The sequence below is a fragment of the Erythrobacter donghaensis genome, from assembly GCF_001557325.1.
Classification (GTDB): Bacteria; Pseudomonadota; Alphaproteobacteria; order Sphingomonadales; family Sphingomonadaceae; genus Erythrobacter; species Erythrobacter donghaensis_B.
The window spans coordinates 20,253-33,979 of record NZ_LSJS01000292.1 but is presented as its reverse complement, the minus strand read 5'-3'; the positions used below and the strand labels follow the sequence as shown (position 1 = coordinate 33,979).

The following is a 13,727-nucleotide window of genomic DNA, read 5'->3' as shown; positions in this document are numbered from 1 at the left end:
GCAATCGAGGGGTGAGAGAAATGCGCAATATCGTGACGATGACCGGCCATGCCTCGGCCGCAGTGGCTCTTCTGACCTTGGCCGTACCCGCTGCGGCCGAGACCGCCGCGCCTGCAACCACCGCAGCAACCCCCTCGGCGCAAGACCTGCGGACGCTGGCCGATGCGGTGCTCGCGGAAAGCTATGCCGCCGACGGGCCGGGCGCGGCGGTGGTTGTTATGCGAGGCGGCAAGATCGTCTATCAGGGCGCGCGCGGGATGGCCGATATCGGCGCGGCGCGCGCTATCACCCCCGAAACGGTGTTCCGCCTCGGCTCGATCACCAAGCAGTTCACCGCCGCGGTGATCGTCCAGCTGGCGCAGGAGGGCAAGCTCTCGCTCGACGATCCGCTGGCGAAGTTCATCCCCGATTACCCGCAGCCGGGCGCATCGGCCACCGTGCGCCAGCTGCTCCAGCACACCAGCGGCATCCAGTCCTACACCGAAATGCCCGGGATCATGGCCCCGGTCAGCACCGCCCGCGCTCTGGACACGGCCGGGATGATCGCCCTGTTCCGCGATTCCCCCTCGCCCAGCAAGCCGGGCGAGGTCTGGAACTACAACAACTCGGGCTACATCCTGCTCGGTGCGATTATCGAGACAGTGACCGGCATGCCGTGGCACCAGGCGGTCGAGGCGCGGATCTCCCGCCCGCTCGGGCTCGCCACGATCCGCTACGGCGTGGGCGGCGAGGACACGCCGGCCATGGCCCGCGGCTATACCGGCGAGGCCACCGCCGCCGCCATGCAGTCGCAATACATCCACATGGGCTTTCCCCATGCGGCGGGCGCGCTGATCGGGACGGTCGGCGATCTGGCGAAATGGGGGCAGGCGCTGCATCACGGCAAGGTGGTCGATGCCGCGCACTATGCGCTGATGATCGCGCCGACGACGATGCCCGACGGCTCTACCCAGCCCTATGGCTTCGGGCTGGGGCTCGATCCGCTGCGCGGCCATCCGGCGATCGGGCACAGCGGGGGGATCTTCGGGTTCAACACCGACAGCATCTACATCCCCGAGGCCGATCTGTTCGTCGCGGTGCTGGCCAACAGCGACAGCCCGCAGACCTCGCCCGGCGTGGTGATGCGCCGCATCGCCGCCGCCGCGGTGGGCGATCCCTACCCCGCCTTCACCCGCGCCGCCGCCGACATGGCCGCGCTCGAGCCCTTCTTCGGCGTCTACGCGATCCCCGGCGGCGGCGAGCGGCGGTTCTTTGCGAAGGACGGCAAACTCTACACCCAGCGCTCGGGCGGAGCCACGCTCGAGGTTTTCGCGGGCGGCGACAACCGCTTCTTCTACGGGCCCGAGACGCTGAGCTGGTTCGCCCTCACCCGCAATGCCGACAGCACGCCGGTGATGGAATTCGCCGCCAACGGCGAGACTCCGCCGCAGATCACCCTGCGCACCGGCCCGATCCCGCCCGAGGCGGCCGCCGTTACGGTGCCGCGCGAAGTGCTCGAGCGCTATGTCGGACGCTATGCGCTGGGCCCGGCGGTGCTGACGATCGCGCTCACCGATGCCGGCACGCTGACCGCGCAGGCGACCGGGCAGCCGGTGATCCCGCTGACCGCGACCGGCCCGGCGACCTTCCGCACCCAGGGGATCGACGCGACCTTGACCTTCGAGGGCGGCGAGGGCCCGGCCCCGGCGGTGACACTCGATCAGGGCGGGGACCAGACCCGTGCCCCGCGCACCGGGGACTGAGGCCTAGCCGAATACCCGCCGCCCGTAGGTCACGCGGTCAGCCATCGCCATCGTCGTCAGCTGCGCGTTCACCCGGATGCAGCTCGGCATCACGCTCGCGTCGCACACCAGCACGTTGGCGGTGCCGTGGACGCGCTGGTCGAGATCGACCACGCCCTTGGCCGGATCGGCGTTGATCGCGTTGCCGCCGTGCGGGTGGCTCGATGACAGCACCACATCGTCGGGCTCGCGGATCGCGCGCTCGAAATAGGCATCGATCTCGCCGTGGCTCATGCCCGCATGGAGCGTCTCGCCCTTGAGCAGCGCGGGATAGGCCTCCTCGGCGCCGCCTGCGAAGTGGATCTTGGTCAGCAGCGCCAGCGCGCGGCGCAGCACGGCAAGGTCGGCCTCCTTCAATTTGAAAGAGAGCTGGCCGCCCTTGATCTCGCCCCGCCGGTCCGCCGGGAACAGCACCCCCGCCGAGGCGAGGCGGTTGTAGTGGTGCATTCGCCGGAAATGCTCGTCGAACCAGCCCGGCACCAGCGAGGACATGCTCATCGGCGGCTGGAAATGGCTCTCGATCAGGAAGTCGCCGCGGTCGATGAAGGTCGCCATCTGGTCCTCGTCCCAGGCGATGACATCGCCCGGCATCAGCGCCGGCACGGGGCAGGCGATGTTGAGCGAGATGTTCTTGCCCGTGCCCCGGATCCCGCTCGCGGACAGGATATTGCTCGAGGCGATGGTGCCTGCCGCGACCACCACGCCCTTGGTCACCCGCACCGTCTTGCCGCGGTGATCGGGCAGCACCAGCTTGACCGCGTTCGCCACCCGCCGCCCGTCGCCGTCGCGCGGGCCCCAGCCGATCTCTGACACCTCGGCCTCGGCGAGGATGCGCGCCGGGCGCGGGGCGGTGACGGCGCGGTGGAGGAAGCTTTCGGGCATCGCGCGCTTGCGGCCATAGGGGCAGCCGGTGTTGCAATAGCCGCAGGAGATGCAGGCGTTGGGCTCGGTTTTCGATCCCCAGTTCTTGCGAAACCACCCGGCGACGGCGCGCTGGTCGAGCGGCTCGGTGGAGCCCACCTTGTAGGCGTCCCACCCCGCCAGCAGCCGCGTCCCGTTGTTGCGCCCCAGCCGCCGGTCGATCTCGTGCACGCCGAGCACCGCCTCGACCCGCTCGTAGGCGTGCTCCAGCGCGTCCTCGGCGATCGGCGCGCCGAGCGCGGACCAGGTGGCGAGCACGTCATTGGCGTCCGGATGCGTCTCGCCCTCGGCCGCGAGGCGCAGGCAGATGCCGTTGTTGATGACGGTCGATCCGCCCACCGTCCGCCCCTGGAAGACGATGATGTCGCGGTCGCGCGTGGTCTGGATCGCGCCGTCCTTGAACAGGCTCGAGGACATCCATTTCTCGTGCGTGGTGATCTGCGAGCTCGAGAGATAGGGCCCGGCCTCCACCACCAGCACTTCGTAGCCCTGCGCCGCGAGGTTCGCCGCCGCGACCGCTCCGCCTGCGCCCGATCCGATCACCACCACCTCGACTTCATCGGGGATGGCATCGGGGTGGACGAAGGCGGAGGCCGGAAGGTCGTTGCCGGTGAATTCGGCGATCGCCGGATCGTCGGGCGTGCCCGCGCGGGTCCGGTGATGCGGGAGCGTGTAGCCGATCGCGCTGAGCACCGGGTTGTCGCGGTTGGCGTCTTCCTCGGCCTGCTGATCGGGGTTCGGGCCGGGGGCGGGCAGCCAGTGGCCGTAGTAACCCGCGTAGACGATGCCGCGGATGCGGGCCATGTCCTGAAACAGGTCGACGCGGCTGTTCTTGAGCCGCCGCTTCACGCGCCACACCCGGAAGCTGCGCGGCGCGAGGTGCCAGACCGGCCCGCCGAGCACCACCCATGCCGCGAACACCGAAAGCCCGGTGTTGAACGGGGTCTTGCCGCGGATATTGCCGAACATCGCCTGCAGATTGTCGACCACCTGCTGCGGCGTGATCGCCATGCGCGACGGCTCGACCAGCATGGTCTCGGCGAGCCTGCGCCAGATGGCGGCGATGAACGGATTGAACGGCTTTTCCTGCATGTGCGACCCCCTGTTGCCGTCCCCTGCTACCCCGTTGGAACGGCGAAGAATTGTATGCCTGCGCCGGGTTGCGGCGACAATGGGGGGAAAGGCGAAGGGAGCGGGGATTGGCGGTGAGACCACGCCACCGGTCAGCGCCGCGAAAAGCGGACAAAGCGGACACAGTGTCCGCCTTGCTTCATGGGATATTTCTCAAGAATATAAGATACTTAATCCGTTCCGCGCAAAGCGGACGGACAGGGGGAGAGGGCTTGATCTGCCCCGGCGGTCCTGCGACCACCCTGCCAGCGATGGGAAAGAGCGGCGCAGATGATAGCGGCCGGGATGCGTGTAGGAAATGTCCGCTTTGGCTGGCTGCCAGCCTAAAGCTGACGTTCAGCTATCGACCCCGTTGCGGACAGCGGCGAACGTTCGTAAACTATTGGCATGGAAGAATTGCACATTGCCGAGATACCGTTCGAAAGCGGCGGCATCCAATTCCGCTACGCAAGAAAACTGTCAGCTGACGGGACGCGATGGGTCCGACATGGGCTTTTCCAAGCGTTTCATCCTAGCGGTGCGATTGCGTCGGAAGGCAATTATGTCGATGGTCATGAAGACGGGCTCTGGCGTGACTATCATTACAACGGCCAGATCGCTGCCGAGGGCACATACGCACAAGGTGAAGTGACTGGCGAATGGCGCTATTGGGACGAAGACGGAGCGTTGAGCGACGGTCAATAGCCGCCATTCCGGTTTCCACCCACTTGCAGTCATTCGCGTGGTCATTCGGCCTTCCCGAAAGCAGACGTTACCCCTGCCCGCGCCCCCGCTCCTGCACGGCCATGCGGCGGGCTTCGACTTCCTCGGGGGCGACCGCGCTGTTGGCGGCGCTGGAGCGCCGGGCTTCCATGGCGAGCCCCTCGCCGAAGCTGGCCGCATAGCCATCGTCGATCAGGCGCTTGTAGCCCGCAAGGAAGGCGGGATCGATGCTCGCCATGTCGGCGGCCAGCTTGCGCGCGAGCGGCAGCAGTTCGTCGGGTGCCACCACGTGATTGACGAGGCCCCAGGCCCGCGCCGTCTCGGCGTCGAGGAAATTGCCGGTGAAGGCGAGTTCCTTCGCGCGGCTGATTCCGATCATGCGGCTGAGCTTCTGCGACAGACCCCAGCCCGGCACGATCCCGACCCGCGCGTGGGTGTCGGCGAAGCGGGCGTTGGTGCTGGCGACCAGCACGTCGCAGGCGAGCGCAACTTCAAAACCGCCGGTGATCGCCACCCCGTTGATCGCGCCGATCACCGGCTTGCGGCACAGCTCGATGGCCTTGACCGGATTGTCGGCGGGGTCGGTGGCATTGGCGCTCCCCAATGCTCCTTCCTCGCTGCCCAGTTCCTTGAGGTCGAGACCCGCCGTAAAGGCCCGCTCCCCCGCGCCGGTGAGGATCACCGCGCGCACGTTCGCGTCGGCATCGACCGCGCGCATCACCTCGGCGAGGCGTTTGCGCAGCGCGCGGTTCAGTGCGTTCATCGCCTGCGGGCGGTTGAGGGTGACGGTCGCCACCGCGCCGTCCACTTCAATCAGGATGACGTCATCGCTCATCAAATCCTCCAGTCGATGCTCCCGCGCCCATTCGCCTCCAAAAACTCATTGGTCTGGCTGAAGGGGCGCGAGCCGAAGAAGCCGTTGTGGGCCGATAGCGGGCTGGGGTGGGCCGAGGCGACTATCAGATGATGGGAATTGCGCGCGAGGGCGGGGACGCGGCTCGCCTTCTTGCGGGCGTGGCTGCCCCACAGGATGAACACGGTCGGTGCCTCGCGCGCCGCGACCGCAGCGACGCAGGCGTCGGTGATCGCATCCCACCCGCGCCCGGCATGGCTCCCCGCCAGTCCCGCCTCGACCGTCAGCGTGTTGTTGAGCAGCAGCACCCCCTGCCGCGCCCAATGGGTCAGATCGCCCGTCGCAGGGCGCGGCAAGCCGAGGTCGGATTCCAGCTCCTTGTAGATGTTGACGAGGCTCGGCGGTGGCTTCACGCCCGCCTGCACCGAGAAGGCCAGCCCATGCGCCTGCCCCGGCCCGTGATAGGGATCCTGCCCGAGGATCACGCAGCGCACGTCCTCGAGCGGGGTCAGCGCCAGCGCGGCGAGGCGTTGCCCCCGCGGGGGATAGACCTGCTTGCCCGCGGCTTCCTCCGCCTTGAGCCACCCGCCGAGCTTCCGCGCCTCGGGGGCGCTCAGCACCGGCTCCAGCACGGGCCGCCAGCTTTCGGGGAGGGTTTCGGACATGCGCGGCAGGCTAGGCCAGCCGCTGCTCCCGCGCCACTCGCCCCTTCCCCTCTTTCCCCAATGCGCGTAGGGCACGGCCCATGGCTGTGCATTTCCACGAAGAAGACCTGCCCGCAGGCGTGCTGACCGGCACCGCGTCGCTCGCGGTCGATACCGAGACCATGGGCCTCGTCACCCACCGCGACCGTTTGTGCGTGGTGCAGATCTCCGACGGCAGCGGCGACGAGCATCTGGTGCGCTTCAATCCGGGCAGTTCCTACGACGCGCCCAATCTGAAGGCCGTTCTGGGCGATCCGTCGCGCGAAAAAATCTACCACTTCGCGCGCTTCGATCTCGCTGCGATCCAATATTATCTGGGCGTGACGGCGGGGCCGGTGTTCTGCACCAAGATCGCCAGCAAGCTGACCCGCACCTATACCGACCGGCATGGCCTCAAGAACCTCGTCGAGGAGCTGCTCGGCGAATCGATCTCCAAGCAGCAGCAATCCAGCGACTGGGGCGGGCCGGTGATCACCGATCCGCAGCGCGATTACGCCGCCTCCGACGTGCGCTACTTGCACCGCCTGCGCGCCGAGCTTGCCACCCGGCTCGAGCGTGAGGGGCGCACGGGCCTTGCGCAGGCGTGCTTCGATTTCCTCCCCACCCGCGCGGCTCTCGACATCGCCGGCTGGGCCGAGAACGACATCTTCAGCCACATGTAAGGACGCCTCAGGCACTCTCCCCCCATGGCCCCCGAGCAAGCGATCGAAACCAGTGAGGCGCGCGCGCTGCGCAGCCGGCGGCAGCATTTTGCCGCGCCCGGCGGCTCGCACGACCGGCTGGTGCGCATGCTCGCGCGGGTGCTGCCGATGGGAGTGGGGGTGCTCGCCGCGCTGATGGTGATCACGCCCCTCTCGCCCCGCGGCGAGGTCAGCTTCCTGCTCGATCGCAACAAGGTCGCGCTGATCGACGAGCGCCTGTCGGTCGACAACGCCATGTATCGCGGGCGCGACAACCAGGGGCGGCCGTTCTCGGTGCTGGCGGGCGAGGCGGTGCAGCGTTCGAGCGCCGAGGGGCTGGTGCGGATGCAGGATCTCGTCGCGCAGCTGCTGCTCACCGAGGGGCCGGCGCGCCTGAGTGCCGACGGCGGCATCTACAATATTGCCCGAGAAACCGTCGCGGTGAACGGGCCGATCCGCCTGACCACCTCCGACGGTTACCGGATGACGGCGAGCGGCGTGTCGGTCGATCTCAAATCGCGCACCCTGCGCGGCGATGCCGGGGTGGAGGGCGAGATTCCGGCCGGGACCTTTTCCGCCAACACGATGCGCGCGGATCTGGGCGCGCGCACGATCACGCTCGAGGGCAATGCCCGCTTCACCATGATTCCCGGCCAGCTGAGGATGCCGTGATGCCTGACACCAACAACACCCGCACCCCGCTCGGCCGCCTCGCCCTCGTCTGGGGGATCGGCGGCTTCGCGCTCACCGCGGCGCTCGCGGGGGGGATGAACCTCGCCGCGCAGGGCATCGCCCGTCACGATTCGCGCGCGCCGGTGACCTATGACGCGGGCAAATTCCTGCTCGACGATCGCGCCAACCAGGCGATCGCCAGCGGCGGGGTGATCGTCACCCAGGCGGGCCTCACCGTCCGCTCGGACCGGATGCTGGTGAACTTCACCGATGCCGGCGGCCAGCTCGAGATCCAGCGCATCACCGCCACCGGCGGCGTCGTCATCACCCGCGGCGACGAGCGCGCGAGCGGCGACAATGCGGTCTATGACTTCAATCGCCGGATCATCACCATGGCGGGCAATGTCGCCCTGCGCCGGGGGAGCGACACGCTCAACGGCGGGCGGCTGGTGATCGACCTCGACAGCGGCCTCTCGACCGTCGACGGCAGCGCCGCGGGCGGGGCGGCGACGACGCCGGGTGCACCGTCGGGCCGGGGCCGCGTCACGGGTACCTTCGCGGTGCCGCAGAGCGGCGACAAGAAGAACTAGAACGCGTTCTTGTGCCGCAGCACCATCGCGGTGCGAAGCACGATGCCCATGTCGCCCCTGAGCGACCAGGCCGCGATATATTCGAGGTCCGACTGCAAGCGGTCGGTGAGGTCCTTCTCGTGCTCGGTCGCGCCGCGGTGGCCGCGCACCTGCGCGAGGCCGGTGAGGCCCGGCTTGAGGCAGTGGCGCTGCCAGTACTGGCGGTCGATGTCCCAGAAATACTTGTTGTTCGCGCGGCTGCCGAGCGCGTGCGGGCGCGGGCCGACGATCGACATGTCGCCCTTCAGCACGTTGAAGAGCTGCGGCAGCTCGTCGATGCTGGTGCGGCGGATGAAGGCACCGATGCGGGTGATCCGGTCATCATCGCGCGAGGCCGAGCGGGCGCCCTCGTGATCGAGCTTCTCCTCGCGCATCGAGCGGAACTTGAACATGTCGAAGAACTGGTTGCCGCGGCCGAGGCGGCGCTGGATGAACAGCACCGGACCGCCGTCCTCGAGCTTGATCAGCAGCGCGATCACCAGCAGCAGCGGGGAAAGCGCGATCAGCCCGCCGAGCGCCACGACGACGTCGAAAGCGCGCTTCAGGATGCGCGCGCGCAGGCCGAGCGGGCCGGTCGAGACCACCAGCGTGGTGCGATCCAGCGCATCGTAGCGGTGCACGCCGACCGCGCCCAGCACATGCGCGGGCTCGCTCACGATCTCGCCATAGACCCCGGCGCACTTGAGCAGGAAGGCCCAGTCCTGCCGCCGCTCCTGCGGACAGCTCACCACCACCTGGTCCTGATTGCGCAGCAGCTTGCCCAGCCGGTCGAGCATGAAGGGATCGTGGCTGCCCGGATCGAGGTTGTAATCGGCGGCCGAAATGCGGTCGGCGCCGTCGAAGGCAAAGCTCGGGCCCGCGTCGTCGATCACCAGCCGGTTGCTCACCCGCCCGCCCCAGCGCGCGGCGATGAGGGTCGCCAGCACCCGGCGGATCGAGACCAGCAGCACCGCGACAAGCAGCAGGCCGAGCGTCGTCACCCCTCGCGAGAACTCGTCGTTGGATTTGGTGTAGAAGCCGACGAAATTGACCAGCGCTGCCGAGATCGCCAGCGCGATCAGCGCCTTGCGTGCGGCGAATGTCCAGCTGCCGAGTGCCCTGAGGCCATAGGTGCCGTTGTAGAGCGCGATCGTGAAATAGACCGGCAGCATCACCTGCGCGGTGATCATCGCGCGGTGCTGGGCCCACACCCCTTCCCAGATCAGCGCGGCCAGCGCGAAGCAGAAGTGGAACAGCGCGCCATCGGCCAGCAGCATCATCGCATAGGCGCGAAGCCGCCGCCGCTCGAGCGAAGGGGCAACCTTGCTCTCGACCGACTCGTGTCGGATCGCATCCAGCAGTTTCGGCGTAGCGCGGTTCATGAAAGCCGTTTCCCCTGAGGCGCGACCCTCGCGGAACTTGGTTTAGATCAGGTTTATTACATATAGAAAGATGGATTGTGCGACTGCGAAGGCAGCTTGGCACATTTTGCTACCGCTTCGCAGCAAATCGGCCAATTTCTGCCAGTTCCTGCGCCAGCAGCAGCTCGGCAGCCTGGCTGTTGGCGATCAGGTTGCGATGCAAGGCGACAAGGCGCGGGATCAGCCGGTCAAGCCGCGTCTCGCGCCCCCCGCGCGCGGCGGGCTGGGTCCAGCGCTTGTATTGCTGCGCGATGTCGCGCTTTTCGCGGAAGAAGATGCCGAGCCGCATCTCGGCGCCCTTGTCGATCTGCTCGAAGCTCCCGCGCGGGCCGAGGAAGGCCGCGATCTGCGCCAGCTGGCCCGCCCGCCGCTCGAGCGCCAGTGCCACGCCCACCGGGTTGAGGCCGAGTTCGCGCATGCGCCGGATCTCGCCCGCGATCTTCGTGGTCTCGCCGCCGAGCACGGCGTTGACCAGCGGAGCGAAGCCATCCTCTTCCGTGGCCGCGCCGATCGCGGCGTGATCCTCGGGGGTGGCGGGGCGCGGGGCCTGCGGATCGGCGCCCACGTAGAGCGCGAGCTTGTCGATCTCGGACTGGGCGAGGCGCACGTCGAGCCCGGCGGCGCGCGCGATGCGTTCGGCGAGGTCGCCGCCGAGCCTGAGGCCCGCAGCATCGGCCATCCCCCGCACCGCCTGCGCAGCATCCTTCAATTCCGGCGGGTGGAACATCGCGACCAGCGCATCCTTGCGCTTTTCCAGCAGCTTGGCGGTGCGCGACTTGTCGGTGGCCGAAGTCGCGACGACGATCACCGGCGCGGCCGCGCCTGCGCCGGCTTCGGAGGTCTCGATCAGGATCTGCAAGGCATCGTGCGCCTCCTCGCCGCTGGCGCGCACCCAGATGTGGCGGCTGCCGCCGAACAGCGAGGTCGAGCGCGCCTCGTCGCCGAGCAGCGCGGGGTCGCGCTTGAGGTCGGCGCCCGTCAGCTCGATCCGCTCGCCCGGGTCGGGGAGCGCCGCAGCGATGCGCTGCGCGGCGGCGTTGGCGCCGGCCTCGTCGGGGCCGCAGAAGAAGAAGATGCGGCAGGAGGTCAAACCCGCCGGAACGCCGCGCAGAAAATCCTTCTGGGTCGCCTTCACGGCTGACGCGAGGCTTGCGCCCTGAGCGTCAGCGCGACCTGCGTCGCCACGCGGTCGGCGACCTCGAGCGCGAGGTTCTCGAGCGCCTTCTGCTCGGCGGCGATGGTGGCATATTCGCTGGAGACCACGTCGATCCCCGCGTCCGAGCCCGCGGTCGCATCGAGCAGCACCGCCCCGCTCGCCAGGTCGACCAGCTGGTAGCGCGCGCGCAGCACGCGGCGTTCGCGGCTGATGGTGTCGTCGTTGAGGACGCCGAGGGCCTCGAGCGAATCGTCGAGCCGCACGTCGAGCCGGTAGCGCGGCGTCGCCTCTCCGGCGACGCCGAGCCGGGCGTCGAGCGCGTTCTTGACCAGCCAGCCGCCGCGGCCCTGGATCGCCGGAACCTCGACCGCCGCCAGCCCCTGCGCCGAGGCCGACTGCGCCCCGCCCGCATACATCGGCGAGAGGCCGCAGGCGGCAAGGGCCAGCGAGGCCGCGAGGAGGACGAGCATCCGCATCAGGTGACGATATTCACCAATCGGTCGGGCACGACAATGACCTTGCGCACCGCCGCGCCATCAATCGAGCGTTGCAGGTTGGCCGAGGCGAGCGCCAGCGCCTCGAGGTCTTCCTTGGAAGCCCCCTTCGGCGCGGTGACGGTGTCGCGCAGCTTGCCCATGTGCTGGATCGCGATGGTGACCTCGTCATCGACCAGCAGCGCGGGGTCGACCTCGGGCCAGGGCGCATCGGCGATGAGGGTGGTGTTGCCCATGGCCGCCCAGGCCTCTTCCGCGAGGTGCGGCATCATCGGCGCGGCGAGGTGGACGAGGGCGCGGATTGCGGCTGAGCGGCTAGCCGAGGGGGCCGCTTTCTCGGTCGCGCCGGTCAGCTCGTAGATGCGCGCGACCGCCTTGTTGAACCCCAGCGCCTCGATGTCGGCGGCGACCGCGGCGATGGTCTGGTGGGTCTTGCGGTCGAGCGCCTTGTCCTCGCCCTCGGCCGAGGCATCGTAGGCCTGGAACAGCCGCCACAAGCGCTGGACGAAGCGCGCGCAGCCCTCGATCCCGGCGTCGGACCACGGCAGGTCGCGCTCGGGCGGGGAGTCCGAAAGCATGAACCAGCGCACCGCATCCGCGCCGTGGCGGGCGATGATCGCATCGGGGTCGACGACGTTCTTCTTCGACTTCGACATCTTGATGACGCGGCCGACATCGACCGGGGCGCTGTCGGCGAGCAGCGTCGCGCCTTCCGAGGTGCGGTCTACTTCCTCGGGGCCGAAGAACACCGGCACCCCGCGCGCGGGATCGATCCGGCTATAGGTCTCGTGCGTCACCATGCCCTGCGTGAACAGCGCCGCGAAGGGCTCCTTCACCTCGGTCTGCCCGATCTGCGCCAGCGCCCGCGTCCAGAAGCGGGCGTAGAGCAGGTGCAGGATCGCGTGCTCGATGCCGCCGATATAGTGCTGCACCGGCATCCACTTGGCGACCTCCTCGGGGTCGAAGGGTCGGTCGGCGGGCTGGCTGGCGAAGCGCAGGAAATACCACGAGCTGTCGACGAAGGTGTCGAGCGTATCGGTCTCGCGCCGCGCCGCTTTGCCGCACTTGGGGCAATCGACGTGCTTCCAGGTCGGGTGGCGTTCGAGCGGGTTGCCGGGGATCTCGAAGCTGACGTCCTCGGGCAGCGTGACGGGCAGCTGGTCCTTGGGGACCGGCACCACGCCGCAGGCATCGCAGTGGATGAAGGGGATCGGCGTGCCCCAATAGCGCTGGCGCGACACGCCCCAGTCGCGCAGGCGCCACACGGTGCGGCCTTCGCCCCATCCGCCGGCCTCGGCGCGCGCGATGACGGCGGCCTTGGCCTCCTCCACCGTCATGCCGTCGAGGAAATCGGAGTTGACGATCACCCCGTCCCCCGCCTCGGCCTCGCCCATGAAGGGCTCGTCGGCGCGCGCCGGATCGCTGGCGACCACGCGCGCGATCGGCAGGCCGTACTTGGTGGCGAATTCGAAGTCGCGCTGGTCATGCCCCGGCACGCCCATGACGGCGCCGGTGCCGTATTCCATCAGCACGAAGTTGGCGATGAAGACCGGGAGCGGCTCGCCGGTGAAGGGATGGCGCGCGGTGATCGCCGTGCGGTAGCCCAGCTTTTCGGCGGTTTCGACTTCCGCCGCCTTGGTCCCGCCGCGCTTGCACGCCTCGATGAACGCGGCGACCTCCGGATCGCCCGCCAGCGACTGCGCAATCGGATGGTCTGCCGCCACGGCAACGAAGCTCGCGCCGAAGATCGTGTCCGGGCGGGTGGTGTAGACGGGCAAGCGCTGAAGGCTCCCCTCCCCTTGGGGAGGGGTTGGGGGTGGGGGTACGGCATCCGCGGGCGTCGCACACCCATCCCCAACCCCTTCCCTCAAGGGAAGGGGCTCGGAAAGGTCGAAGCTGAATTCCAACCCCTGCGACTTCCCGATCCAGTTCTCCTGCATCAGGCGAACCTTCTCGGGCCAGTCCTCGAGGCTCCCGAGGCCTTCCAGCAGATCATCGGCAAATTCGGTGATCTTGAGGAACCACTGGTTCAGCTTGCGCTTCTCGACCTCCGCGCCAGAACGCCAGCCCTTGCCGTCGATCACCTGCTCGTTCGCCAGAACCGTCATGTCGACCGGGTCCCAGTTGACCGTGCTCTCCTTGCGATAGACCAGCCCCGCCTCGTAGAGGTCGAGGAACAGCGCCTGTTCGTGGCCGTAATACTCAGGATCGCAGGTGGCGAATTCGCGCGTCCAGTCGAGCGCGAAGCCGATGCGCTGCAACTGCGCCTTCATCTGCGCGATGTTCTGGCGCGTCCAGCCGCCGGGGTGCACGCCCTTTTCCATCGCGGCGTTTTCGGCCGGCATCCCGAAGGCGTCCCAGCCCATCGGGTGGAGCACCTCGAACCCGCGCATCTTCTGATAGCGCGCCAGCACGTCGCCCATCGTGTAGTTGCGCACATGCCCCATGTGGATGCGCCCCGAAGGATAGGGGAACATCTCGAGGATGTAGCTCTTGGGCTTGGGGCTGGCCGAATCCGCAGTGAAGGTGCCCGCGTCCGTCCAGGCACGCTGCCAGCGTTCATCGGCGACCGAAGGGTCGAAGCGGGAGTCACTCATGTAGGTC

Annotated in this window: 12 protein-coding genes; 5 read left to right on the top strand and 7 right to left on the bottom strand. The window is 68.4% G+C overall.

The window, feature by feature from the left end; translation table 11 throughout:
- The first annotated feature begins 20 nt into the window (after positions 1-20).
- The gene (locus AX692_RS16550; RefSeq protein WP_073974614.1) at positions 21-1,742 is read left to right on the top strand and encodes a serine hydrolase domain-containing protein; all 1,722 of its coding nucleotides are present in this window, start codon (positions 21-23) and stop codon (positions 1,740-1,742) included.
- A 3-nt stretch (positions 1,743-1,745) separates the two neighbouring features.
- Here the strand turns inward: AX692_RS16550 and AX692_RS16545 are convergent, their stop codons facing one another.
- On the bottom strand, positions 1,746-3,794 hold the full coding sequence (locus AX692_RS16545) for a GMC family oxidoreductase N-terminal domain-containing protein (RefSeq protein ID WP_073976973.1): 2,049 nt from the start codon (positions 3,792-3,794) through the stop codon (positions 1,746-1,748).
- Between the two features lie 426 nt (positions 3,795-4,220).
- Here AX692_RS16545 and AX692_RS19275 point away from each other — a divergent pair, with 426 nt between their 5' ends.
- Positions 4,221-4,517 carry a toxin-antitoxin system YwqK family antitoxin gene (locus AX692_RS19275; protein WP_081095407.1) on the top strand — a complete coding sequence of 99 codons (297 nt, stop codon included), beginning with the start codon at positions 4,221-4,223 and terminating at the stop codon, positions 4,515-4,517.
- A 67-nt stretch (positions 4,518-4,584) separates the two neighbouring features.
- On the opposite strand, the gene AX692_RS16540 is transcribed toward AX692_RS19275, so the two are convergent.
- Positions 4,585-5,370: an enoyl-CoA hydratase gene (locus AX692_RS16540; RefSeq protein WP_073975855.1), complete on the bottom strand. Its 786-nt coding sequence runs from the start codon at positions 5,368-5,370 to the stop codon at positions 4,585-4,587.
- Positions 5,370-6,053, bottom strand: a complete 684-nt coding sequence (gene ung / locus AX692_RS16535) for a uracil-DNA glycosylase (protein ID WP_073977195.1) — start codon at positions 6,051-6,053, stop codon at positions 5,370-5,372. Before ung ends, AX692_RS16540 begins: the two co-directional genes overlap by 1 nt.
- An 80-nt stretch (positions 6,054-6,133) precedes the next feature.
- On the opposite strand from ung, the gene AX692_RS16530 reads away from it, so the two are divergent.
- From AX692_RS16530 to AX692_RS16520, 3 genes are read left to right on the top strand one after another with little or no spacing between them, the layout of a single operon-like run.
- Positions 6,134-6,754 carry a ribonuclease D gene (locus AX692_RS16530; RefSeq protein WP_073973571.1) on the top strand — a complete coding sequence of 207 codons (621 nt, stop codon included), beginning with the start codon at positions 6,134-6,136 and terminating at the stop codon, positions 6,752-6,754.
- 24 nt (positions 6,755-6,778) lie between these two features.
- Complete coding sequence (lptC, locus tag AX692_RS16525; RefSeq protein ID WP_073973570.1) at positions 6,779-7,444, top strand: LPS export ABC transporter periplasmic protein LptC; 666 nt, start codon at positions 6,779-6,781, stop codon at positions 7,442-7,444.
- Positions 7,444-8,034 (top strand): LptA/OstA family protein, encoded by a 591-nt coding sequence (locus tag AX692_RS16520; RefSeq protein WP_073973569.1) that lies wholly within the window; start codon positions 7,444-7,446, stop codon positions 8,032-8,034. The genes lptC and AX692_RS16520 overlap by 1 nt, the downstream gene beginning before the upstream one ends.
- On the opposite strand, the gene AX692_RS20610 is transcribed toward AX692_RS16520, so the two are convergent.
- The 4 genes from AX692_RS20610 to leuS form a co-directional block, all read right to left on the bottom strand.
- Positions 8,031-9,434, bottom strand: coding sequence for a sugar transferase (locus AX692_RS20610; protein WP_073973568.1), 1,404 nt, complete (start codon positions 9,432-9,434; stop codon positions 8,031-8,033). The two genes, AX692_RS16520 and AX692_RS20610, sit on opposite strands and share 4 nt — an antisense overlap.
- 109 nt (positions 9,435-9,543) lie before the next feature.
- On the bottom strand, positions 9,544-10,608 hold the full coding sequence (gene holA, locus AX692_RS16510) for a DNA polymerase III subunit delta (protein WP_073973567.1): 1,065 nt from the start codon (positions 10,606-10,608) through the stop codon (positions 9,544-9,546).
- Entirely contained in the window at positions 10,605-11,105 is a 501-nt protein-coding gene (lptE, locus tag AX692_RS16505; RefSeq protein ID WP_073973566.1) for an LPS assembly lipoprotein LptE, read from the bottom strand. The genes holA and lptE overlap by 4 nt, the downstream gene beginning before the upstream one ends.
- Complete coding sequence (leuS, locus tag AX692_RS16500) at positions 11,105-13,720, bottom strand: leucine--tRNA ligase (RefSeq protein WP_073977782.1); 2,616 nt, start codon at positions 13,718-13,720, stop codon at positions 11,105-11,107. The genes lptE and leuS overlap by 1 nt, the downstream gene beginning before the upstream one ends.
- Positions 13,721-13,727 lie beyond the last annotated feature (7 nt).

What these genes read in the sequence shown, in the direction of transcription:
- AX692_RS16530 (WP_073973571.1), top strand. Translation starts at nt 6,134, where the DNA reads ATGGCTGTGCATTTCCACGAAGAAGACCTGCCCGCAGGCGTGCTGACC.
- lptE (WP_073973566.1), bottom strand. Translation starts at nt 11,105, where the DNA reads ATGCGGATGCTCGTCCTCCTCGCGGCCTCGCTGGCCCTTGCCGCCTGC.
- AX692_RS16550 (WP_073974614.1), top strand. Translation starts at nt 21, where the DNA reads ATGCGCAATATCGTGACGATGACCGGCCATGCCTCGGCCGCAGTGGCT.
- AX692_RS16540 (WP_073975855.1), bottom strand. Translation starts at nt 5,370, where the DNA reads ATGAGCGATGACGTCATCCTGATTGAAGTGGACGGCGCGGTGGCGACC.
- AX692_RS16520 (WP_073973569.1), top strand. Translation starts at nt 7,444, where the DNA reads ATGCCTGACACCAACAACACCCGCACCCCGCTCGGCCGCCTCGCCCTC.
- leuS (WP_073977782.1), bottom strand. Translation starts at nt 13,720, where the DNA reads ATGAGTGACTCCCGCTTCGACCCTTCGGTCGCCGATGAACGCTGGCAG.
- AX692_RS20610 (WP_073973568.1), bottom strand. Translation starts at nt 9,434, where the DNA reads ATGAACCGCGCTACGCCGAAACTGCTGGATGCGATCCGACACGAGTCG.
- AX692_RS19275 (WP_081095407.1), top strand. Translation starts at nt 4,221, where the DNA reads ATGGAAGAATTGCACATTGCCGAGATACCGTTCGAAAGCGGCGGCATC.
- AX692_RS16545 (WP_073976973.1), bottom strand. Translation starts at nt 3,794, where the DNA reads ATGCAGGAAAAGCCGTTCAATCCGTTCATCGCCGCCATCTGGCGCAGG.
- ung (WP_073977195.1), bottom strand. Translation starts at nt 6,053, where the DNA reads ATGTCCGAAACCCTCCCCGAAAGCTGGCGGCCCGTGCTGGAGCCGGTG.
- lptC (WP_073973570.1), top strand. Translation starts at nt 6,779, where the DNA reads ATGGCCCCCGAGCAAGCGATCGAAACCAGTGAGGCGCGCGCGCTGCGC.